The organism is Pseudomonas sp. EL_65y_Pfl2_R96, from assembly GCF_963970905.1.
Classification (GTDB): Bacteria; Pseudomonadota; Gammaproteobacteria; order Pseudomonadales; family Pseudomonadaceae; genus Aquipseudomonas.
Genome location: NZ_CAXAQH010000011.1, coordinates 91802 through 113832, shown reverse-complemented (window position 1 = coordinate 113832; position 22031 = coordinate 91802). Strand labels below are relative to the sequence as shown.

Genomic DNA, 22031 nt, shown 5'->3' with positions numbered 1-22031 from the left:
CGGCCCAGATTCGCGATTGGCCTACCGCAACGAGCGATAGGCAATGGGGTCGATGTAAGCCGACTGCAGGTCCCGTTCCGGGATTTCCCAGATGATTTGCTTTGGCGGCGTTTCCTTGTAGGCCGGGTTGTTGAGGTAGCTGTTCGCCGCGCCAGAGAACGCGCCGCCGTCTTTGGCGAAGTTACCCACGGGGGCGCCCAGTGCCTGCTGCACAAACCCTGCGAAGTTGGAGTTGCGCGAGAATGAAGTGCCGATGAGTGCGGTGTTGGGGAGGTCGGCATCGCCAAAGAGGTCGGCCTCAGTGTCAGGGCTGTCGGCTGACGCAACGGGAAGTTCGTGGGTGCTGGTTTGGGCGACCATTTCGGGTGCGGGTTGCCATTTGAGCGGCAGCCAGTCGATGCCCGCCAGATGGACCAGGTCGCCAGGTCGCACCGCGAGCGGCGCATGACTTTCGTTGAACGACCTGCGTGGCATTGCGCTGATACCCAGGGTCTTCAGGCGCTGTGTGATGGCATCGGCCGCCGCCTTCGCGCCGGATTCGCTCCAGTGCGTATCGGTGCGCAGATAGGCACTGGCCCCCAGTGGCGTCAGCGCACCGGTGAGGTCCAGATTCGCCACACCACCCACATCCAGCTTCGAGGTCCAGGCCTGGATTCGCCCCTCGAGAGCGGCGGGGCGGAGCAGTGCGCAACGCTGCTCGGAAGCAATGCGGCTCTTGTCTGGAACGATGACCACCAGCAGGCTGATGTCACGTAGGGAGAGCTGCTGCTTCAGATCAATCACTGCCTGGACTTTGGCATCGGCATTGCGCTGCGCTTGATGATTGACCTTGAGCTCATCGACCAAAAACAACCAATCAGGACAACCCGAGCGAACCCTCGGCCCGGTGTCTTTGAGCAGCAGCCAACTGACACCGCGCTCCAGCTTGGCGAAGGTCGTGGGGAGCTGAGCGTTCGACAGTTCCTTGGCGATCCGATGCGTGATATCGCCGTCAAAAATCTGCGGGGTCAGCACTTTATCGGGTAACAGCGAGATCTGCCCTGAAACGATCAAACGGCCAGAGGACAGCAGTCCGACGAACAGGAATATCAGCAGCGCCACGCCGGCCAACCGACTGCTGCGTGTCGCCAGATCATCTGCCTGAGTGGGGGGCGGGGTGTGCTTTAGGCTCGTCATCAGAATTGGAAGTACAGGAAGGGTACGGTTTCGCGACTGGCAATCAGTGCGAACGACAGCATGAAACCGGCGATGGGCCAAAGGGCGCCGGTGTAGAACACAAGGCCGCCCAGTCGTTTCTCACGGTAAGGGCGCAGCAGCGGTGCGATGACACCGAACACACCCAGCAAACCCGCAAGGCCATGTACCGGGCGCAGGGTTGCGGACAGTTCGTCACCGAGGGCGATGCCCTGCAGGCCGAACTGTCCGGCATACAGGCTCAGCGCGCTATGAAAGTCGGGGGCGCGGAACAGTGTCCAGGCCAGGCAGACGAACAGCAGTGTCAGCCCATGGGAAAGCACCGGCGGTACCGGGGGCAGGGTAGAGCTGTTCCAGACACGGTTCACACACAACGCAATGCCATGGGCGCTGCCCCACAGCAGATAATTCCAGCTGTCGCCACCGTGCCAGAGACCGGCGATGGCCATGATCAGGAACAGGTTGCGATACGTTTTCCAGGTGCCGTTGCGATTGCCGCCCAGCGAAATATACAGATAGTCACGTAACCAGCTGGACAGCGACAGGTGCCAACGACGCCAGAAGTCCTGGATGTTGTTGGCCAGATACGGACGGTCGAAGTTCTCGGGAAAGTGAAAACCCAGCATCAGTCCCAGCCCAATGGCCATGGCACTGTAGCCGGCGAAGTCGAAGAACAGTTGCAGGGAGTAGGCAAGGCAGCCGATCCAGGCGTCAGAGAAACTGGGGTTCGGCAAACTGAACGCCACATCGACCAAGGGCGACAGGGTGTCGGCCACCAGGACCTTCATGCACATCCCGACCATGAACCTGCGTGCGCCCAGCGAGAAATTCTGCAGGTTGAAGTAACGCTGATTCAGCTCGCGCCGAACCCAGTCATAGCGAATGATGGGGCCGGCGACCGAATGGCCGAACATCGAAATGTAGGTGGCGTAATGGATGAAGCTGCGTTCGACGGGCACGGTGCGGCGGTGCACATCCACCAGATAGGAAATCGCCTGCAAGACGATAAACGATAGCCCGGCCGGCATGATGACCCGCTGCCAGTCCAGCGGCATGGCGCCATACCCGGCGACGGCATCGATCAGCGTGCCGGCGACGATGTTGGCGTACTTGTACCAGCACAGCACCGCCGTGTTGAGCACGATCAGCATCGCGAGTAGCCGCACGCGGTCCTTGCCTTCTTCCCGCAAGGCGTCAATCAGCAAGCCGCCGGCCCACGCTGTGATCGTCAGCAGTACATGCACAGCAAGGAACCGAGGGCTCAACCAGCCATAGAACAGCCAGCTGCCGATCAGTAGCGTGACGTTGCGCCAGGTGGCTGGGCACACTGCATAGGCACACAGGAACAGCGGCAGGAACAACGTCAGAAACTCGAGAGAGGCAAAAACCATGGTGATGGCGCGATCCGATCAGTGGGCCAGGACGTCAGTCGCGAGCAGCAGGTAAGGGCCATTTGCGCCAGGTAGCAGCACAACGCTGTAGCGTTCGCCGGCCTTGAGCTGGCCCAGGTCAAGGGGGGCACCGACGTTGGTTTGGGCGCAAACCAATTGAACCGACAGGCTGACCGGGTTGATCGTTCGGCGTTGCACGCTGCCGTCGGCCACCTCCTTGAACAGGTCGGCGTTCTTCCCCGCTGCGCGCAAACCGGCCTGGGTGCACGCTGGATCGGCGCTGATGAACGCCAGCGAAGCCTTCAGGCTATTGAAGTCGTCGGGCTGCTCACGGATGACGACCTGGCGGATACCTTGAGCGCTGTCTGGCAAAGCGATCACGCTGGCGAATTCGCCTGCTGCCACCTGGATGTCCAGCGGCTGGCTTTTGCCGTTGCGTTCCAGGGTGCCCTTGATCGGCTGGTTGGCGGGCACGGGCAGGTAGTCGGACACGGCATTCGAGCCCTCGAGTCTGAGGCTTGCCCGAGAGCCTTCGGCCAGCAGCTGCAAGGGGCGGTCGGCGGCGTTGATAAAACGCAGGAAGGCCGAGTCTTGATCCGGGCCTGTCGGGTACAGGGCAATGTTGGCGGCCTGGGCGTGCAGGCTCAGCATCAAGGGCGCGAACAGCGCCCAGCCACATGTGGATCGGGTCATTTGCCGGCTCCTGTGCTGCTGACGGTGTTGGTGGGCAGTTTGGCCAGCGCACCGCCAATCGCAGTGCCCCATACTTGATAACCGGCGACGGTGAAGTGCTGCCCATCAGTGGTGATCCATTGACCGGGTTTGGAGAGCGTCAGCGAATCGATATAGGTGCAAGGCGCCACGTTCGCGGCCAAAAACTGCGACATCAACTGGGTGCGCGCATCATTCTTCTGGTACATGCCACCGGCTTTGCCCCAGGCCGGGCCCACCCAGGCGCAACGGGTCCCGGTGGCCGCGATGGCCTTGGCCAGGCCGGTGACGCTTTTCCATGCCCAGGCCTTCGGAAACACCGGCTTGTCATAGGACGCCATGGTGTCGCCGATGACCAGTACCACCAGGTCGGGTTTGTCGGCGGCGATCAGGTCCTGGATCGGTGTGGTGGTTGCCTCGCGCCCTTTGATCACGATCTTGTCGTTGCCTTTGCGCTCGGCGCCGCAGTCGACCTTTTTGCTGATCAGCCAGTCGCCGGCGCTGGCACCGCAGGCACCGATGGAATGAACCTGCGCGCCTTGGCGAGTCAGGTTGTCGTGCAGCGGCTCCAGCAAATGGTCCGCGAGGCTCATATGGCTCTCCCCAAGAACAAGAAGAGTCAGGCCGGCAAGGGCAGAAGTAGGCATCGAAAGCTCCAGAATGATCAGTTGGAATAAGGCGAGGTGTACGGGCTGACCGGCAGGCTCATGGGGCCGCTGATCTCCTCGAACTGGTAGCGCAAAAACAAAGCACCGCTGAGTTGTTGGTAGTCGCGGGCGTTGTCCAGGCCCAGATTGGCGCCCAGCAGGAAGTTCGAAGCGACCTTATATTCAGCCGCCGCAGCGACGCTGTAGCCGATCCCGGTTTTATTTTGCCCTTCGTAGCGCAATCCCGAGGCCGCCTGCAGGGCTTTGTCGTTCGGGAAGTAGTCGGCGCTGTCCTGCTCGAAATGCTGCACGCCGACCGAGCCCTTGACTTGATACTTCAAGCGCCCGGTGCGTTGTGCCCAGGTCACTGGCACGCCCAGGGCGAAGAACGTCTGCGGGCTGAAATAGCCGCCGTGGCCATAGGTGAAATAGTCCTGATTGTTGGCGTAGCTCATGCCGGTCATGCTCAGGCCGACGGTCAGCTTGCTGTCCGTCGCGTTTTGCAGATACCAGTACACACCGCTGCCCAGTTCACTGCGGTTGTTGGACTCGACATGGTTGCCCAATAGCTTGTGCCAGGAGGCGTAGCCATAGACGCCGACTTCGTTGTCGTCATAGCTCAACTGTCCACGCCCGCCGTTGGCGCTCACGCCGCCCCAAGACTGCCCGCTGCGTTTGTCCGTGGTGCCGGCAAACGAGGTGACGCTGTCAGTCACCGGGCGCCGGGAAACGCTCACGCCGTAACGGACATTTGAAGTGTCGCTCACCGGGCGATCAATGCTGATGCCGCCGGTGGCGGTGGTGTACTTGAAGCCGAGCGGGGTGGTACCGAGATCGGCTTTGAGCCCATCGGCGGGCCGTTGAATGGCGACGGAAAGGCCGACACCCTCGGCTTTTTGCGAGCCGACGCCGTCGCTCTGCGCACCGCTACCGAAACGCTGCAGTGCCTCGCCGCTGGCACTGCCGGCGTTCAGCGAGACCGGCGTCACGCGCAGGGCGACGCGGCTTTCATCCAGCGGGATATTGATTTCCAGCGGTGTTTCAATGTCGGTCAGTTTGCTCAATCCCGACTCACTGTTGTTGCTGCGAATGCTCACGCCCTGGGTGACGTAGGCACTGCGCTCTTGAAGGATTTTATTCAGCGCCAGTTGCGCGGGGCTGATGTCCTCGCTCACCAGTGCTGCGCGCGGCAGCTGCGACTCGAATGCATTGCTCGCCTGCTGCGGCCTTGGCGGGGCGTCGATGCCAAAAGGGGGGTGAGACCTCACGCTGCCCGGCATCGCTTGAGCCGGTGGCGGGATTGCTGCCAGCAAGGTATCGCGACTGACTTCGTTACGTGAACCCGACACCCCGGCAAAAGGGTTGGGCGCCACCGTCGAACCGGCCAATTGACCGCCCTGGCTTCTGCGTTTCTCGCTCTGTTCAATGGCCACCGCTTTGCGCAGCAGATCGGTCGCCGTGCCGGTCTTGCCCATGTTCTGGTAGAGGCGGGCGGCCTCTGTCAGCGTTTGAGGGTTGCCGGATTCGGTCTTGAGCAGTTGTTGCAGTGCCTGTTCGACAAAGGCAGTGTCATGTGCCAACACCGCCGCGTTGGCGGCACCCAACAGCAGTTGCGGGTCATTTGGCTGACGTTGTAACAACGGTTTGTAGAGTTCGAGGGCTTTTGCCGTGTCGCCGTTGGCCGAGTACATCCGCGCCAGCGCCGCGACGGCAGCGCTGTCACCGGGACGTTGCGCCAGTGCGGGCGCCAGCGTGTCATAAGCGCTGGCCAGATTGCCTCGTTCACGCAGCTGGTCAGCCTGGCGGATGCGATAGAGATAGAGCAGGTCGTCGAAACGCTTGCGAGCCGGCGCGTTCAAGGGCCTGTTCTGAAGGTCGCGCAGAATTTCGTTGACCTGTGCGTCATCTCCGGTTTTTAGCAGGACAGCGGTGTATTGCAGGATGAAGTCCGCCGAGGGCGCCGTGGTGTGTTGCAACTGGCCGCGCATGAGGGCCAGTGCACGGGTCGGTTCGCCGATGTCGACATAGGCCGAAGCCAGGCTCGCCGTGCGATCCGGACTGTTATTGGCCATCGGCTGAATACGATCGAGCAAGGTCAGGGCTTCCTGGCGCTGTCCGCGCTTGCCCAATTCGATCGCCTGGCTGAGTTGCAGGTTGAGGCTGACATCAGCGGCCAGCGCTTCCATGTCCGGGGTGCGCTGGTCGGGGCGCAAGCGTCCCAATGTTGTCTGGGCGGCTTTCCACTCACCCATCTGGACCGACAGCAAGGCGCTGACGTAAAGCGCATCGGCATTGTCGGGGTGGGCCTGGAGCATGGCGTTGATCAGGTCCCGAGCCTTTTGCGGTTCGCCCATCGCCAGGTTCAGGCGGGCCAGGGCGAAACGCGTCCAGACGTTGTCCGGCTCAACGCGCAGCGCGTCTTGCAAGGCGTTGCGGGCAGCGGGCAGGTCGTTGCGTTGTTCGGCGAGCGCGGCCAGTTGCGTCGTGCGCAAGGCTTGCAGGCGTGCGGACTGGCCGATCTTTACCTGTCCGGTGGCGGGCAGGCTGTTGATCAGTTGCAGGGCTTCATCGTTCTTGCCGCTCTTGAGCAGCACATTGACCAGCCCTTCCAGTGCTTGAAGGTCGTCACGGCGCAGGTTCAATATCTGGCGATAGGTGCGCTGAGCATCATCGAACTGCCCCGCGCTGGCCTGAATATCCGCCAGGGCGAGGCGAGCGTCCATCCCGTTTGGATTGAGCCGCAGCGCCTGGTTGACCAAGACCTGTGCCTGGGCTGTCTGGCCTTTGGCCTGGGCGTCGCGGGCCTGCTGCAACGCAGACCAGTAGCGCACTTCGTTCAGCGCAACTTGCCAGTGGCTGCCGTCGTGTTGTCGTGTGGCCTGACTCAAGAGCTTTTCCGCTTCGACCAGTCGGTGTTGCTGCTGGCGAACAACCCCAAGGCCGCCCAGCGCGTCAGCATCATCGGGCTGGCTTTTCAAGCGTGCTTGAAAAGCCTGTTCGGCGGTGGCCTGATCGCCTTCTTTGAGCGCCTTCAGGCCGCGCGCGACTTCGGCGGGCGGTTGCCATTCCTTGCTGGCCGTCGTTGCCAGCTGTTGCTTGCCCTTGTTCATCTGCGCCCGGATTTCCACGTCATCCGGATGCGTCTTGAGGTACGCCTCGAACAACGGCACTTGTGCCGGGTTGGGCGGACCGATCCAGGTCAGCGCCAGGCGCCAGCTTTCGTCGGCATCACCGGCAATGTCGGTACGCTGGGTCAGCGCCGCCAGGGCGCGGATGCCCTCGGCACGGCTGTCTTCATGACGGACCAGATGCTTGGCGTAAAACAGCGCGACGATCGAGTCGTTGGGCATCTCACGTTGCAGGCGCTGAAATCCACCGCGTGCTTCAGCCCAGTCCGCCTGATTGAAGGCAAGGTTGTTGTAGTACTCGCGGCCGATCGTACCTTGGGGTGGACGGCTATCGAACAGCGAGCGAAATACGGCGGTCGCCTTGTCGCGCTCACCGGCATCGACGAGACGCCGAGCCTCTTCCAGACGCTGCTGGTTCTGCGGTTGGGCCACGCTGATGTCCTGCGCCAATTGCAGTGCCTGCCTGGGCGGTGGCTGGATGGCCTGCAAGCGGGCGAGGTATTGCTGCGCCTGTTGTGGCTTGCCCTGTTGCACGCCGATCAAGCCCAGGCCATACAGTGCGTCAACCTGGACCGGGTCCAGCAGCAGGACTTTCAGCCAGACTTCCGCCGCGCGTTGAGGGTTGTTGTGCAATTGCCAGTACTGCCCTTGTTCGACGAGTAATGTCTGTGGTGTCGGACTTTGAGCGTGGGCAGCAGCGGCCGTCCATGCGCTCATGACGGCGATGGCTAACGTGAGGTGGTGCGCGTGCATGCGGTCTCCCAGGAGAGTTTCAGCGTTCCGTCTTCCCGGAATCGGTAATGTTTATCTGCCCAGCCGAGCGCGAACAGGCTAAGCATGAAGTTGTAGTAACGCGGCGCACCGGCATTGGCATCAGGCCTGGCCAGCGCCTCGTGCAAGGCGAGTTCCACGCGGCGTCGTTGTTGATCGGCCAACCTGGGTAGCCCCTTGGCCTCAAGGTAGGGAATCAGTGCAGCCCGGAATCCGAACGGGCTCTGACCCTGAACACTGCCGTAGAGAACCTGGACTGTTTCCGGAGGAGAACCCGTCGCGACCGTGCTGCGGGCCATGCCGCCCAGCCGTTTGAGCAGGAGCGCCGCCAGCGGTTCGGAGGTATCACTCATGCCCAGCCAGAGGTACACGCGAACGGCATCGTAGCTGCCCGTGTCGCCGTTGATCGGGTCGTTTACGAAGGCACCCGATTGCGCTGAAGTGCCTTGATAGCCGACCCAGTCAGCGACAAAACCGTGGTGGCTCGATTGGGCAATCATAGTCGCGGTGTTGTTGGCAATCGCTTGCCAGGGCCCGGCGGGTGCTTCCTTGGCCAGCCGCCGTAACAGTGGCAGTGGCAGGTAGCTGGGGTTCAGCCGCCAAAGAGCGTTCGGCTGGACGAAGCCCTGTGGTCCGGGCAATACCATCGGGCCCAGCCCGGGCAGTTTGACGACCAATTGCGCTTCAATCGTCGCCATCAGGTGCAGGGCGTCCTGGTGATAGTCAGGCCGATGCCACAGGCGCGCGGCTTCGAGCAGGGCGTAGGCGATCCACAGGTCGGCGTCGGCGGCCGAATTGGCGTCTTGCAGGCGCCACTGACCGTCCGTGCCTTGCCCCCATAACCAGCCCGGCAGGCGTGTAGCGGTGGCCGAGCCTGCGAGGTTGGCCGAGGTCCAGCGCCAGAGTTTGTCAAAGCGTGGCTGATCGTTGCCGATCAGTGCGAAGAGCATGCCGTAGGCCTGCCCTTCAGAGGTGCTGTGATTGTTCTCCAGGCTCGATTCCAGAACACGACCGTCGTCTTGAACGAAGCGCGTTGCGTAGGTTTGCCACAGTAGCCAGGCTGGCGACTCGCAGGATTTCCCGGCCGCTATCGCAGGCGCCAGCAGGGCAAGCGCAAGCACGGCGCTCAACCTGCGCGCGTTACCGCGCAGGCACTGGCAAAGTGAAACACCTCGGCCGCTCATGGATGACACAGGCATGCGCGGCTCATTGACCAAGACGACGTTTGGCCCGTAAGCGCAGGGCCAGGTAGGCTAGCGAAGCAAGCAGCAGGACCCCGAGGAGGGTGAACAGCATGAGCGCTATTACGTTTTGCGAGAGGTACCACTGCAGATAGCGCAATGGGCCCAAGCTCCCGACATAGTAATCCTGCTCGGCGACCAGGGATTCGACATGCTTGCCCCTGACCACCACCAGACTGCCTTGCAACTCGTGGGCATTTTCTTCGCTGCTGAGCAGGGCGTTGGTCACGTCGGTCAAGCCGTTGGGCCTTGCGCTGGCGATAAACACCACACTGCGCCCGCTCTTGAGCGGCGATTCGAATCCAGTCAGATACGCACTGCCGCCCTCAGCGGTAAACCTGAGGCTGCTGCGCGCTTCACGCAGATTGGTTTTCGTGTCCGGGCTGATCCAGTTGCGCAGACGCAAGGGCAGGTCAGACAGTTCAAAGTACTGCGCAGCTTCTTCGTCCTTGGCCGGCAGAAGGCTTTGCCATTGCTCCAGCAGCGGCTGATTGTTGCCCGAGGCGAGCACCAGCAAATCCCGGTCGCGTTGCTCGGCCACCTGATCGGCGTGGACCACCTTCAAGCCGGTGGCCGGATAACCGGTGGAGTCGCCGAAGCGGCCCAGCAGGGTCAGATAGGCGCTCAGCTCGGCCGGGTCTGGCTCGTTGGCCAGGATCACCGATGTTTCAGAAAGGTCGGCCATGCGGGTGAACGGGAAGCCACTGTCCTTGAACACCCCGAGGTTGGGCATGGCCATGAAGTGTTCGTATTGGCTGAGGTCCAGGGTCGAGTCCGGGTCGATCACGCCGCGCATGTTGTCGATGATGATGTCGCGGCATTCGCCCTGTTTGATGTAGTCATACATAAAGCGAAATTGCAGGCGCGATTGCAGCGCTACGGAATTGAGCGGTAACAGCATGCGCGACGTGCGGGCCAGGCTGTCGTCGGTTTTGAGCATTGCCAGCAGGCTGTTGCTGTTGCCGAGTTTCTCGATCGAAGGCAGATCGATCGACTTGATGAAGGTGTCGTTGAAGTTGACCAGCAATGAGGCATTGGTGGAGACCGGTTGCGGCGTATAGCGGTATTTCAGGTCAAGTTGCGCGCCGGGCTCACGCCAGTTGAACAGGTCGGGTGGCAGGCGTAGCGCAACCGTCATTTGTCCCGGGTTATAACCCGACACATTGAGTTCTGCGGGCCTCGCCAGTTCACCCAGGCGAACCGGGCGATCGGAGGGCAGCCAGTTAGGCGCGTCGTACGGTCGGCGTGGCTTGAGCGAGTTGATCCGGTCGATCACCACGCTCTGCCCGGAAAAGGCCGAGCCACCGAGGGCCAGCGCTGTCGCGGCGACCTTGAGATCGGCGCCATCACGCCCGGAAACGATCAATAGTTTGCCCTGAGCATCATTCGGGTTGCTCACGAGTGTCAATGTCGGCCCCGTGGCCTCTTTGATCGGCAAGCCACTCAAGGTCGTTGATTCGCTGCCGCTGACAAACACCACGGCGTTGCCTTTGGCCGGCAGGCTGGTGAGGCTGGCGGGGAAGGTTGCGCCGCGGTAGCTGGCCAGGGCGCCAAACCAGGACGACAGGATACCGGCGGCCTCAAGCTCAGGGCCGCCCGGGCGCCCGGCGAACACGAAGGGCAGCTTCAGGAGCGAGGCGTCTCGACGATCGAACAAGGGAAGCGGCAGAGCGGACAGGTCGTTGGGCTGTTTAATCGAGGACACCTGGAGACTCAGCTGGCTCTCGTTGCCGATCCTGGCCCACAGGCTGGAGTGCAAAGGGTCTTCACATTGCATCGTGTAGTGACCGATGAACTGGAGGCTGAGCCGGTTGAATTCGGTGATGGTCTGCGGCGGAATCTGCACGGTCCGGGTCTGCAATTTACCGGCCTCTTCCTTCGGGAGGGGCAGGCTGGCGGCCACTTGATCGTTGATCAGCACGTTGATTTGCGAAAGATCGGCCAGCAGCGCCGGTGAGTAGCTGTACTGCAGTGTGACCTGCGCAGCCGTGACGACTTCATCGGCGCGCACATCGAAATTCACACTGTCGGTAGCTTCCGCGCCTTTAAGGGTCATCGAATAGCTTTTGCCCAGCTCCTTGAGGGTGCGGGTATAGTTGTTGCTCGGGGCATCGGTCCCGGGCAACGATGCGACCGGCGTCACCGCCGGCTCTGTGGCGCTGATTTGGGCGACAGCACTCAACGCCCAGCCGCTCCAGCCCATTAACGAGCAGGCGATCAGCATGAGTGAGTGACGAGGAAGAAAGGTCCGGCGAGTGGAAGGATTCAAGATCGTTGCGCGTCCGCGGTGGAGTCGATAGGTGATGGAGCGTCCGGGCGTTTACGCAGCAGCGCCTGGCTGTCCTTTAGAGTTGCAACGAACAAGCGCAGGATGGCGCGCAAGCCAATGCTGCTGACCTCGCGCAACGCCGACATGGGCGCGTCGAGGCGGCCGTTACCCCACGTGTTGGCCCAGGTGTCGGCCCGTGAGAAGGTCAGTCGCACCAGCTCGCTTTGCTGGCGCAGGGTCAGAGCCTCGAATTGCACGCCCGCCACGTTGTCGTTGCTGAAAACCGTTTTTGCGGGGAAGAGGCTCGAGGGAGGTGTGCGCAGAATGCACAGCCGCAGCTTCTCATTGACGCTGAGCTGAACCTGCGGTGGCAGTGCCAGACCCACGCCGTTTTGTGAGAAGTCCCGGGTTGTGCAATCGAACCAGGTATCGTCTTTGCGATAGGCGCGCACGGGCAGATCCGCGGGCACCCTGGGTTCGTTGCGCACCTGAGAGGACTCAGTGGCCACCGCCACGGCGGTGCTGACGATGACGATGTTGTACACGGTCCAGGCCAGGTTGATCAGCAGGGTAGTGGCCTGGGCCGAATCACTCCCGATCAGTTTCACCATGCCGATTGCCAGACCGATCATGTTCAAGGTCAGCAGGACGATGTAAGGCCGCGCGAGCTTCCAGTTGAAATAGTCCTTTTCAATGGTGCCGCCCTTGTCGGTCACATTGAATTTTCCCAGCGATGGGCTGATCAGGGCCAGCAGCACCGGTCGCATGATGTACCAGGCCAATACCGACTCATATACTTCGTTCCAGAAGGAATGGCGAAAGCGCCTCTGGATGCTGGAGGTGGTCAGGCTGGAATGGAAAATATGCGGCAGTACATAGACCGTGACCATCAACGCCGAGGCATGGAAAATCTGCGCATCGAAAAACAGGTAGGCCAAGGGTGCGGTCAAGAACACCAGACGGGGCAGGCTGTAGAAAAAGTGCATCATGGCGTTGAGGTAGCAGATGCGCTGCCCCAGGTTCAGTCCTTTGCCAAACAACGGATTGTCGGTCCGAAAAATCTGCGCCATGCCCCGCGCCCAGCGTATGCGCTGGCTGATGTGTCGGGAAAGGCTTTCGGTGGCCAGGCCCGCCGCTTGTGGAATGGCAAGGTAAGCGGTATTGAAACCACGGCGATTGAGCTTGAGTGCGGTGTGCGCATCCTCCGTCACGGTTTCGGTGGCGATGCCGCCGACCTCCAGCAAATGAGTCCGCCGGATGACCGCGCAGGAACCACAGAAGAAGGCCGCGTTCCACAGGTCGTTGCCGTCCTGCACCAGGCCGTAGAACAGCTCACCTTCATTAGGTACCGAGCGAAAGGTATCAAGGTTTTTTTCAAACGGATCGGGTGAATAAAAAAAGTGCGGCGTTTGCAGCAACGCCAGGTTAGGGTCCTTTAAAAACCAGCCCATGGCGATCTGCAGGAAGGAGCGGGTCGGCACATGGTCGGCGTCGAATATGGCAATGAACTCGCCATCGGTGACTTTGAGTGCCTCGTTGAGGTTGCCGGCCTTGGCATGTTGGTTGTTGTCGCGGGTGATGTAGTTGACACCAATCTGCTGACAGAAAACCTTGAATTCCTCCCGGCGCCCGTCATCGAGCATGTGCACCCGCAGTTTGCCCTCGGGCCAGTCAATGGCCTGAGCCGCGAGCACCACCAGTTTGACGATGCCCAATGCTTCGTTATAGGTGGGAATGAAGACGTCTACCGTTGGCCATTCAGCGGGCGGCTGTTGCAGAAACTGCGGTTTGCGGTGCAGCGGCCAAGCGGTCTGTACATAGCCGAAGACCAGGACGAGCAAGGCATACAGTTCGGCCAGCACCAGTCCGTAGCCAAATACGGCATCCTGCCAGTTGTCGAAATCCAGGGTGTCGGACAGGCGCCAGTACATGTAACGCAGCGAAGCGATCAGCGAGAGGCTGATCAGGGTCAGGATCGCCAGACGCCCGGCTTGCTTGCGGATGATCAGGCTGGCGGCAAAACAGACGGCGGCGAACGCGGCCTGGGAATACAGATTCAGCGGCGCAGTGAGGATACCCAGTACCAACAATGCCGCGATCAGCCCGGCTGAGATCTTCAGGCCTTGGCGCCAATGCAGGGGCCATCGACTGACGCGAGCCTGGACAGTATCCAGTAGCCCCTGCAACCACCACGTCTTTGCAGGTAACTGATTCAGCTGGGCGGTCATGGCGTGCCCTGCTGGCTGGAAGTATCCGCGAAAAGCAGGGCATGGACCGCGCCTGACAGCGAAAGAATATCCTGACAGCCACTGCTCTCAGGTGCGTACTGCAGCAGGTCCCGACCATAGGCCAGCGACTCGTTGAACTGGTGATCGAGGCGGATCGTCCCGATCAGGTTAGCGCCGAGCCGTCGCAGAAACAGCACGCCCATGTCCCTGTAGAACGAACGCGAGTCATCCCGTTGGTTGAGCACATACCGGTGCTGCTGCGCGCGCCGTCGGCTGCTCTCCAGCCACTGGGTCATGGTGTCCAGTGCCAGGTAGGAGGCCGCGTCGGCCACCGTCATCACCAGCACCAGATCGGCGGCGTCGAGGGCCTGTTGCGAATAGATGGTGGCACCCGAAGGCGTGTCCAGGATCACGGTATCGTTTTCGCTGAGGTTCATTGACGCAAGGTGTTGATTCAGCCAGTCAGAATCTTCAAGCATCAACTGCTTGAGCAATCGGCGATCATTCACCTCGCCAGTGCCGAAGGGCAGGCACTCACTGTCACTAAAGCCCGGCAGGCGATGGGCGCCCCAGTCTGCTTCCTGTTCTTTGAGCTGGAGCAGCCCAGGAACCTGCCTGGTGATACCCAAGTGGCTGGACAGCGCGTTCTGAGGGTCCAGATCAATCGCGATGGTTCGCCCGCCAGGGCGCCGAAGTGTTTTCGCCAGGCCAGCGGCGAGGGTGCTTTTACCCACCCCACCGTTCGCCGAAACGATAGCAATGACCTTCGCCTGGGTCCGCTTGCGAGTCGTTTCTGGCAGACCGTCTCTACGAACTTGATTGAGTTCATGCAACAGGTCACCCAATCGCTGACGATCACCCGTAGCAGAACTCGCAGGTGGCTCGGTCAGGGGAGGGGCTTTGGACGAAGGTAGCGGGAGGACAACATTCCTCACAGGCTCGACCGGCGCGCCACTCAATAAAGAAGGCGGTGGTTCATCGAGTAGAAACACAGGGGGCGCTGGTGTTGGGGGAGGCAATGTCACCTCCGGCTCTGGCTCAGCCACCGTAACCGGGTCGTTTTTGAAATCTTTGTAGTTCGGTTGTATTTCCTGATAACTCTCCGCATTGGCGCCAAAACGTGTAAAGAGTTTCGTAATGTCGTCTACATATTTCATGCGTTGTACCGGGAATGAAATAACTTAGAAACTCAGCATTCCATTAACTTAATAAGGTTTATGCGTTGTCTTGTCTGGGTGTTGGCAGAGTGCCATAAATCTAGGGTGTCTGGGTTTGAGAGTCAATGATTGTTATAAAACGTCAGTAAGGGTTGTTAAGTGTTATTAAGATGTTATGTATTGGTGGGGAGTGTGAATGTTAGAATGCGTCCACTAATGATTGGACAATAAGGTGTAGTGTGATGGCAGGTGATGGGGGTGTTTGTCCGGAGAAATAATTTCCGCCGCAATGGAGCGTGAGTATTGATTGCCTTTGATGATTTGATGCTGGGCTATATATTAAAGAAGTTGACTGATGTATTTGAGGAGATCGTGGCGGTTTCAAAAAATACATTTCCGGATACGGCGACGGGTGTCGCGGATGTCAGGCAACGTAAAATCGAAAAGGAACTTCCCGTCTGGCTACAGCGCCTGAAAATCAGCCCCCCTTATCAAGTGACCCATGTGTTGCTGGATCAAATGCACGCAGCGCGAAAGCTTAAGCGTGGGCTGCGCTTCGAGGCGCAGGCGGCCTTGCTGGAGGCGCTGGTAGAGGCCGATCTGGCGATGGACGTGGCGAATTATTCGGCGGCCGTTTTAGAGGGGCGTTTGAAATGCTTATTGGATCGCTGAAGGCTATCTTTACTTTGCTGCGCAGCGAGGCGTATTCGAGGCGGTGAATTGGATTCAATACGTACATCACTCAATTGCATTCGATTTCAAACGTATTCCGTGCGCTCTATCTATGGTTTGGCCTGGGTGGTGACACCGGGTCTGTCGCCACCCCTATGCATTCGGCCTCCGGTTTGTTCACTGTTTGCTCTTGAAACGTGAACAGTTGGATCTCGCCGGATTCTCTCTCGACATAAAACCAGCCTAGTTGCGCGTCGTCTTTCCAGGCTTAGACAAGCAGTTGTCATTGTCCTCGCGGGCAAAGAGCGCGAGTCGGGATGCCGCGTTGATGTATAAGCCATGATTTACTTCGGTCTTGGCAAATCCATTCGTGCTATTACCTCACTTATTTGTCGCGCACCTAGGCGACAGTATCGTGACAGTGTTTGATACACAGTTGTCACAGGGTTGGCGCCATGTTTTTGACGGTCTTTAACTCGCACCCACATCCCGCATCAACAACCCGAAACGCAAATCCACCGCATTCGGTATCGGCAGATACACGGTGTGCCCATCCCCCGGCGCCACTTCAACCGCCTCGCCTTTGACGTTCTGCAGCTGATGCAAATCGAAGTGGAAGTTGCCCTTGGGCGTCATCAGTTCCAGATGATCGCCCAAACCAAAGCGATTCTTCACCCGCACCTCGGCCAGCCGATCACGGCGTTCGCCGGTCAATTCGCCCACGAACTGTTGGCGCTCTGACACCGAGCTGCCGTTCTGGTAGTTCTGGTATTCGTCATGCACATGTCGACGCAGAAACCCTTCGGTGTAGCCGCGCTGGGCCAGGGACTCCAGGTCGCTCATCAGGCTGCGATCGAACGCTCGGCCAGCCACCGCATCATCGATCGCACGGCGATACACCTGGGTAGTGCGCGCGCAATAGAAGTGCGATTTGGTCCGGCCTTCGATTTTCAGTGAATGCACGCCCATTTGCGTCAGGCGCTCGACGTGCTGGACGGCGCGCAGGTCCTTGGCGTTCATGATGTACGTGCCGTGTTCGTCCTCGAAGGCTGGCATCGATTCGCCGGGGCGATTGGCCTCTTGCAACAAGAACACTTGGTCGGTCGGTGCGCCGATGCCCAGGGTCGGTTCGGGCTGGAACGGCTGAACGATTTCGCCGAGCTGATTTTCGCTGGCCGGTGTCGCCGAGTATTTCCAGCGACAGGCGTTGGTGCAGCTGCCCTGATTGGCGTCGCGTTTGTTCAGGTAGCCCGACAACAGGCAGCGCCCGGAATAGGCCATGCACAACGCACCGTGAACGAACACTTCCAGCTCCATCGCCGGGACGTGCTGGCGGATTTCGGCGATTTCTTCCAGCGACAGTTCACGGGACACGATGATCCGGCTCAAGCCCTGCTGCTGCCAGAACTCGACACTGGCCCAGTTCACCGTGTTGGCCTGCACCGACAGGTGGATCGGCATCTGCGGGAAGTGTCGGCGCACCAGCATGATCAGGCCGGGGTCGGACATGATCAGCGCGTCCGGCGCCATGGCGATCACCGGTTCCAGATCCTTCAAGAACGTTTTGAGCTTGGCGTTGTGCGGGGCGATGTTCACCACCACGTAGAAGCGCTTGCCCTGAGCCTGGGCCTCGGTGATGCCGAGCGCGAGGTTGGCGTGATCGAATTCGTTATTGCGCACCCGCAGGCTGTAGCGCGGCTGACCGGCGTACACCGCGTCGGCGCCGTAGGCGAAGGCATAGCGCATGTTTTTCAGGGTGCCGGCAGGGGCGAGCAGTTCCGGGGGCGTGAGCGTCATGGTGCGGGGCATGGCAGTGTCGATCGCAAAAGCCGGCAAGGGTAAGCGGCCTGCCCACGGGGTTCATTGATCTGGATCTATGCTTGATGAAAAACCGGATGGCACTCGCGCGAACCGTGGCGGACTAAATATAAGGACGCGAATTTGCGCCCCCTGCGCACTGACATGGATCGGACATGAACGAAACGACACTACAAGACAAGTCGCTGATGGTCTTGCTGGCGCTGGTGACCGTCGCGTTTCTCTGGATTTTGCTGCCGTTCTACGGCGCGGTGTTCTGGGCGGTCATCCTCGGCATCGTCTTTGCGCCCATGCAACGTCGGTTGCAACTGAAATTCGGCTGGCAACGCAACCTGACGGCGCTGTGCACGCTGAGTATCTGTCTGGTGATCGCGATCCTGCCGGTGACCATTGTCAGTGCCTTTCTGGTTCAAGAAGGCACGGCGATATACAAAAACATCGAAAGCGGCGAATTGGACATCGCCGGTCATGTGGTGCAGTTCAAACACAGCCTGCCACCGTACTTCCAGCACCTGCTCGATCGTTTCGGCATGGGCGAGTTGAGCGGTCTGCGGGAGAAAATCATCAAGAGTGCGATGCAGGGCGGCCAGTTTTTCGCGACTCAGGCTTACAGTTTTGGCCAGGGCACCTTCGAATTCGTGGTGAGCTTTTTCATCATGCTCTATCTGTTGTTCTTCTTTCTGCGCGACGGGGCCGAACTGGCGCGCAAAATACGCGCCGCCATACCGCTGGAGGACAACCAGAAACGCCGTTTGCAGCTCAAGTTCAATCACGTGGTGCGGGCGACGATAAAAGGCAATCTGCTGGTGGCGATCACGCAGGGCGCATTGGGCGGTTTGATTTTCTGGTTTCTGGATATCCCGAGCGTGTTGCTTTGGGCGGTGCTGATGGCGTTTCTGTCGCTGTTGCCGGCGGTGGGTGCGGGGATTGTCTGGGCACCGGTGGCTGCGTACTTCCTGCTCACCGGCGCGATCTGGCAGGGCACGGTGCTCGCGTTGTTCGGGGTGTTCGTGATCGGGTTGGTGGACAATGTGCTGCGTCCGATCCTGGTGGGTAAGGATACGAAGATGCCGGACTATTTGATTCTCATCTCAACCCTCGGCGGCCTGGCGATTTTCGGGCTCAATGGCTTCGTCATCGGGCCTTTGATCGCAGCGTTGTTCATGTCGAGTTGGGCAATCTTCATCGAAACCAAGCCGCATGTTCAGCTGCCTTAAGCGCTGAGCTGGCCTGAGTCGATACGTTGCGACAGGGCCTGGGCGGCGGGTAGCGAGGAGAGCGGACCGCTGATCGGTTCGCCGTCCTGCACCAGGTACCAACAGGCGAGCAACCCCAGCGCTCTGAGCGGTGCGGGAACGGCGCTGCCGATGACGGACATGATTTGAACCTGGGCCATAAGTACCTCCATCAATCTATGGAGCTACCTTACGGATCGGACGCTTGAACGGACAATCAACGCTTTCGATAGTCGTCATTGACGCCAATGAGTCCTGCGGTCAATCCACCACTTGATCGAGCATATGCATCACTTCCTGCTCGTTGAGCAGGCCTTTTCGCACCAGGTTTTCCGCCAGCAGCGAGAGAAACTTGGCGCTGCGATGACCTTCCAGGTGCTTGAGTTCGGTCAGTGCGTTGTACACCTTGCTGGAAGTGCACAAGCCGACAATGCGGTGCGGGTTTTGTGTGGGCATGAGGTCGTCCTTGTTTTTATCAACCTGTTGTTTACGGACAGATCCAAGCTTGCGGGCCTGTCATGACATAAATATGACCAACTTTAGCTGCCGGCACTGTCCCGACAGCGACCTTGGCGAGATTTATCCAGACTTCGCCCGATCGGCGGCCACAAAAAAGGCCCCGCTGTTGAGGCGGGGCCTGATGAGTCTGTTACCAGCGGTCGCCACGGTAGTAACCATGGGGAGGGCCGTAGTAGCCGCGTGGCGGTCCGTAGTAAACCGGCGCCGGACGGTAGTAGATCGGTTGTTGCACGTACACCGGAGCGGGTTGGTAGTAGACCGGCGGCGGTTGCTGCACATACACCGGCTGTGGCTGAACGTAAACCGGTTGCTGCTCCACATACACTGGCCGGTCGCGGCCGATAATTGCTGAGCCGATGATTGCCGAGCCGACGATCGCACCAAACACAGCCGGGCCTTCCCAGCCACGCCCATGTGCTTCTGCCTGCCCTGCGATAGCGAGAGCACCGATCAGCAAAGCTACTGTGGGGATTTTACGGATCATGATAATTCCTCGGTTCTTCGACCCGGCGCTTGCGTCTGCAATAGACACAAGTTGTTGCGGGGATACTTCTAAGACAGCGTTTTTTTGAAAATCAGCACAGCCGTTGGGTAAATTTTGTGTAAGGTCTGTACCGCTTTCTTTACCGTGCTGTGTGGGGGGCGTTCCCCTTGGTACAGACAGACCTTTATGATCGACCACAATCCGATGGAATGGTTATTTCCGTCCATCTGAAAGTGCTATTGAAGGAGATTCGGATGCAGATGAACCCCAACAAAGACACCCAGCTGTGCATGTCGCTCTCAGGGCGCCCCGGCAATTTCGGCCTGCGGTTTCACAATCATCTGTATGAGCAACTGGGCCTGAATTTTTACTACAAAGCCTTCAGCAGCCAGGACCTGACGGGCGCTGTCAGTGGCATCCGCGCTCTGGGCATTCGGGGTTGTGGCGTGTCGATGCCGTTCAAGGAAGCCTGTATTGCGCTGGTCGATGAGCTGGACGCATCGGCTGAGGCCATTCAATCGATCAACACTATCGTCAACACCCACGGCCACCTCAAGGCTTACAACACCGATTACATTGCCATCGCCCAGTTGCTCGAAACCCATCAGGTACCCAAAGACTCGACTTTTGCCCTGCGCGGCAGCGGCGGCATGGCCAAGGCCGTGGCCAGTGCCCTGCGCGATGGCGGCTACAAAAACGGTCTGATCGTGGCCCGTAACGAGCGCGCCGGGCGTGCTTTGGCCGAGTCGTTGGGTTACTCATGGCAGGCGGAATTGGGGGGCCAGCGCCCGCAGATGCTGATCAACGTCACGCCGATCGGCATGACCGGCGGGCCGGAAGCCGATCAACTGGCGTTCGACCCTGAAGCCATCGCTGCCGCCAAGACTGTCTTCGATGTGGTAGCGATTCCCTCGGAAACACCGCTGATCGTGCGCGCACGCGCCGAAGGCAAACGAGTGATCACCGGGCTGGAAGTGATTGCCATCCAGGCGCTGGAACAGTTCGTGTTGTACACCGGCGTGCGGCCGACCGATAAGCAGTTCCAGAAAGCCGTGGCGTTTGCCCGGAGCTGAATTCCGATTATTGGTTGGACCTGTGGCGAGGGAGCTTGCTCCCGTTCGGCTGCGAAGCAGTCGCAAAACCGGCAAACCCGGCCACTTCGCGACCCAACGGGAGCAAGCTCCCTCGCCACAGGGAGCTCGGCACAGCGGGAGCACGGGTCTATTCGAGGCGTGCCAGTCGCTCTTCCAGCGCCGCAATCCGCGCTTCAAGCTCTTCGATTCGCTCAACCGACACGCCGCCACTGACGCCACGCTCCACCGGATTCTGCCGGGCCGCCAGGATGGCTTCGATATCCGCCGGATCGCCCAGTGCATGCATGTAACGGTCTTCGCGCTGGCCGGCCTGGCGCGGGATCAGCAGCGCCAGACCTCTGGCAATCAGGCGTTCGAGCTGATGCACCACCTGCTCGGCATCTTCGAAGTCATGCATGCGGCCACTGCGGGTCAGCAGCTCGTTGACTGTCTGCGGACCGCGCAAGAACAGCAGCCCGGTCAGAATCACCTGCGCCGGCACCAGTTCCAGTGCCTTATCGAGCCGATGTTCCCAGCGGTCGGCACGGCTGCCCATCACCAGTCGGGTGAAGCCGCGACCTTCAAGGGCCCGCAGGCTCTGGCCGACCTGGCCCTGGCTGAGGTTCATCACCGGTTCACGGCTGGTTTTCTGGTTGCAGGCAATCATCAGGGCATTGAGGGTCAGCGGGTAGGTTTCCGCACTGGTGGCCTGTTTCTCGATCAACGAGCCCAGAATGCGGATTTCCGTGCTGTTGAGCCGTGGTTCGTCGAAGGTCGTTTCTTGCTCAGTGCTCATCGCGCTATTCCCTAGGCAGTCGAGCCGCCTAGCCTAATCCTTGCTGAATAAAAGACAAGTCGCAGGGCGCGCCAGCATGGCTATAATCGCCCCACGCTTTTTTACTCCTGTCACTACATGAGATTGCCATGACCATTTCTCTCTATGCCGCTTCCGTTCCGGTTTTCCAGCAAATGCTCAACGCCCTGAGCAACAACCTGAGCAAGGCTGAAGCCCACGCCACCGCGAAAAACATCGACCCGAACGCGTTTCTGCAAGCCCGCCTGTACCCGGACATGTTCCCGCTGGTGCGTCAGGTGCAGATCGCCGTTGATTTCGCCAAAGGCGTTTCGGCGCGCCTGGCTGAAGTCGAACTGCCGAAATACGATGACACCGAAACCACCTTCGCCGAACTGCAAGCGTTGATCGCCAAGGTCCTGGCCTTCATCGGCGAGATCAAGCCTGAGCAGATCGATGGCAAGGAAGGCATCGAAATCGTTACCCGTCCAGGCACGCCTAAAGAGAAGCGCTTCACTGGCCAGGCTTACCTGCTGAGCTATGGTCTGCCGCAGTTTTTCTTCCATGTCACCACCGCTTACGCACTGCTGCGTCACAACGGTGTGGAAGTAGGCAAGCGCGATTACATGGGCGCGTTCTAAACCGCTCAGGTACAAAAAAGCCCGCCAAGGTTTACGCCTTGGCGGGCTTTTTCGTTTTG

General features: G+C 59.9%; 18 protein-coding genes. 4 read left to right on the top strand and 14 right to left on the bottom strand.

The genetic code is table 11. From position 1 onward, the window contains the following. Nucleotides 1–21: 21 nt before the first annotated feature. Genes AACY49_RS14010 through bcsQ form a run of 9 tightly spaced genes read right to left on the bottom strand, consistent with a single transcriptional unit; the run spans nucleotide 22 to nucleotide 14737 of the window. Nucleotides 22–1176, bottom strand: a complete 1155-nt coding sequence (locus AACY49_RS14010; RefSeq protein WP_339524477.1) for an alginate O-acetyltransferase AlgX-related protein — start codon at nucleotides 1174–1176, stop codon at nucleotides 22–24. Next, nucleotides 1176–2585, bottom strand: a complete 1410-nt coding sequence (locus AACY49_RS14005) for an MBOAT family O-acyltransferase (RefSeq protein ID WP_339524475.1) — start codon at nucleotides 2583–2585, stop codon at nucleotides 1176–1178. Before AACY49_RS14005 ends, AACY49_RS14010 begins: the two co-directional genes overlap by 1 nt. An 18-nt stretch (nucleotides 2586–2603) precedes the next feature. Next, entirely contained in the window at nucleotides 2604–3278 is a 675-nt protein-coding gene (locus tag AACY49_RS14000; protein ID WP_339524473.1) for an alginate O-acetyltransferase AlgF, read from the bottom strand. Next, nucleotides 3275–3943 carry an SGNH/GDSL hydrolase family protein gene (locus AACY49_RS13995; protein WP_339524471.1) on the bottom strand — a complete coding sequence of 223 codons (669 nt, stop codon included), beginning with the start codon at nucleotides 3941–3943 and terminating at the stop codon, nucleotides 3275–3277. The genes AACY49_RS14000 and AACY49_RS13995 overlap by 4 nt, the downstream gene beginning before the upstream one ends. Nucleotides 3944–3960: 17 nt before the next feature. Continuing rightward, nucleotides 3961–7824, bottom strand: a complete 3864-nt coding sequence (locus tag AACY49_RS13990) for a cellulose biosynthesis protein BcsC (RefSeq protein WP_339524469.1) — start codon at nucleotides 7822–7824, stop codon at nucleotides 3961–3963. Further along, a complete protein-coding gene (gene bcsZ / locus AACY49_RS13985) occupies nucleotides 7800–9041 on the bottom strand; it encodes a cellulose synthase complex periplasmic endoglucanase BcsZ (RefSeq protein ID WP_339524467.1) in 1242 nt (413 codons plus the stop codon). The genes AACY49_RS13990 and bcsZ overlap by 25 nt, the downstream gene beginning before the upstream one ends. Before the next feature lie 7 nt (nucleotides 9042–9048). Continuing rightward, nucleotides 9049–11307, bottom strand: a complete 2259-nt coding sequence (bcsB, locus tag AACY49_RS13980) for a cellulose biosynthesis cyclic di-GMP-binding regulatory protein BcsB (RefSeq protein ID WP_339524549.1) — start codon at nucleotides 11305–11307, stop codon at nucleotides 9049–9051. 41 nt (nucleotides 11308–11348) lie between these two features. Continuing rightward, nucleotides 11349–13580 (bottom strand): UDP-forming cellulose synthase catalytic subunit, encoded by a 2232-nt coding sequence (bcsA, locus tag AACY49_RS13975; protein ID WP_339524464.1) that lies wholly within the window; start codon nucleotides 13578–13580, stop codon nucleotides 11349–11351. Continuing rightward, a complete protein-coding gene (bcsQ, locus tag AACY49_RS13970; RefSeq protein WP_339524463.1) occupies nucleotides 13577–14737 on the bottom strand; it encodes a cellulose biosynthesis protein BcsQ in 1161 nt (386 codons plus the stop codon). The genes bcsA and bcsQ overlap by 4 nt, the downstream gene beginning before the upstream one ends. A gap of 303 nt (nucleotides 14738–15040) precedes the next feature. Here bcsQ and AACY49_RS13965 point away from each other — a divergent pair, with 303 nt between their 5' ends. Beyond that, the gene (locus tag AACY49_RS13965; protein WP_339524461.1) at nucleotides 15041–15409 is read left to right on the top strand and encodes a hypothetical protein; all 369 of its coding nucleotides are present in this window, start codon (nucleotides 15041–15043) and stop codon (nucleotides 15407–15409) included. A 471-nt stretch (nucleotides 15410–15880) separates the two neighbouring features. Here the strand turns inward: AACY49_RS13965 and trhP are convergent, their stop codons facing one another. After that, nucleotides 15881–17218: a prephenate-dependent tRNA uridine(34) hydroxylase TrhP gene (trhP, locus tag AACY49_RS13960; protein WP_445262641.1), complete on the bottom strand. Its 1338-nt coding sequence runs from the start codon at nucleotides 17216–17218 to the stop codon at nucleotides 15881–15883. A 164-nt stretch (nucleotides 17219–17382) separates the two neighbouring features. Between trhP and AACY49_RS13955 the strand changes: the two genes are divergently transcribed. Then, the gene (locus tag AACY49_RS13955; RefSeq protein ID WP_258699952.1) at nucleotides 17383–18444 is read left to right on the top strand and encodes an AI-2E family transporter; all 1062 of its coding nucleotides are present in this window, start codon (nucleotides 17383–17385) and stop codon (nucleotides 18442–18444) included. Here the strand turns inward: AACY49_RS13955 and AACY49_RS13950 are convergent. From AACY49_RS13950 to AACY49_RS13940, 3 genes are all read right to left on the bottom strand, one after another. Then, nucleotides 18441–18623, bottom strand: a complete 183-nt coding sequence (locus tag AACY49_RS13950; RefSeq protein ID WP_258699953.1) for a hypothetical protein — start codon at nucleotides 18621–18623, stop codon at nucleotides 18441–18443. The two genes, AACY49_RS13955 and AACY49_RS13950, sit on opposite strands and share 4 nt — an antisense overlap. Nucleotides 18624–18723: 100 nt before the next feature. Then, complete coding sequence (locus AACY49_RS13945) at nucleotides 18724–18918, bottom strand: hypothetical protein (protein ID WP_320393915.1); 195 nt, start codon at nucleotides 18916–18918, stop codon at nucleotides 18724–18726. A 193-nt stretch (nucleotides 18919–19111) separates the two neighbouring features. Beyond that, nucleotides 19112–19465 (bottom strand): hypothetical protein, encoded by a 354-nt coding sequence (locus AACY49_RS13940; RefSeq protein WP_320393916.1) that lies wholly within the window; start codon nucleotides 19463–19465, stop codon nucleotides 19112–19114. A gap of 254 nt (nucleotides 19466–19719) precedes the next feature. Between AACY49_RS13940 and AACY49_RS13935 the strand changes: the two genes are divergently transcribed. Beyond that, entirely contained in the window at nucleotides 19720–20538 is an 819-nt protein-coding gene (locus tag AACY49_RS13935) for a shikimate 5-dehydrogenase (RefSeq protein WP_339524459.1), read from the top strand. 148 nt (nucleotides 20539–20686) lie between these two features. Here the strand turns inward: AACY49_RS13935 and AACY49_RS13930 are convergent, their stop codons facing one another. Further along, entirely contained in the window at nucleotides 20687–21334 is a 648-nt protein-coding gene (locus AACY49_RS13930) for a YceH family protein (RefSeq protein ID WP_339524457.1), read from the bottom strand. 128 nt (nucleotides 21335–21462) lie between these two features. Here AACY49_RS13930 and AACY49_RS13925 point away from each other — a divergent pair, with 128 nt between their 5' ends. After that, entirely contained in the window at nucleotides 21463–21972 is a 510-nt protein-coding gene (locus tag AACY49_RS13925) for a DUF1993 domain-containing protein (RefSeq protein ID WP_007901777.1), read from the top strand. Nucleotides 21973–22031: the final 59 nt, after the last annotated feature.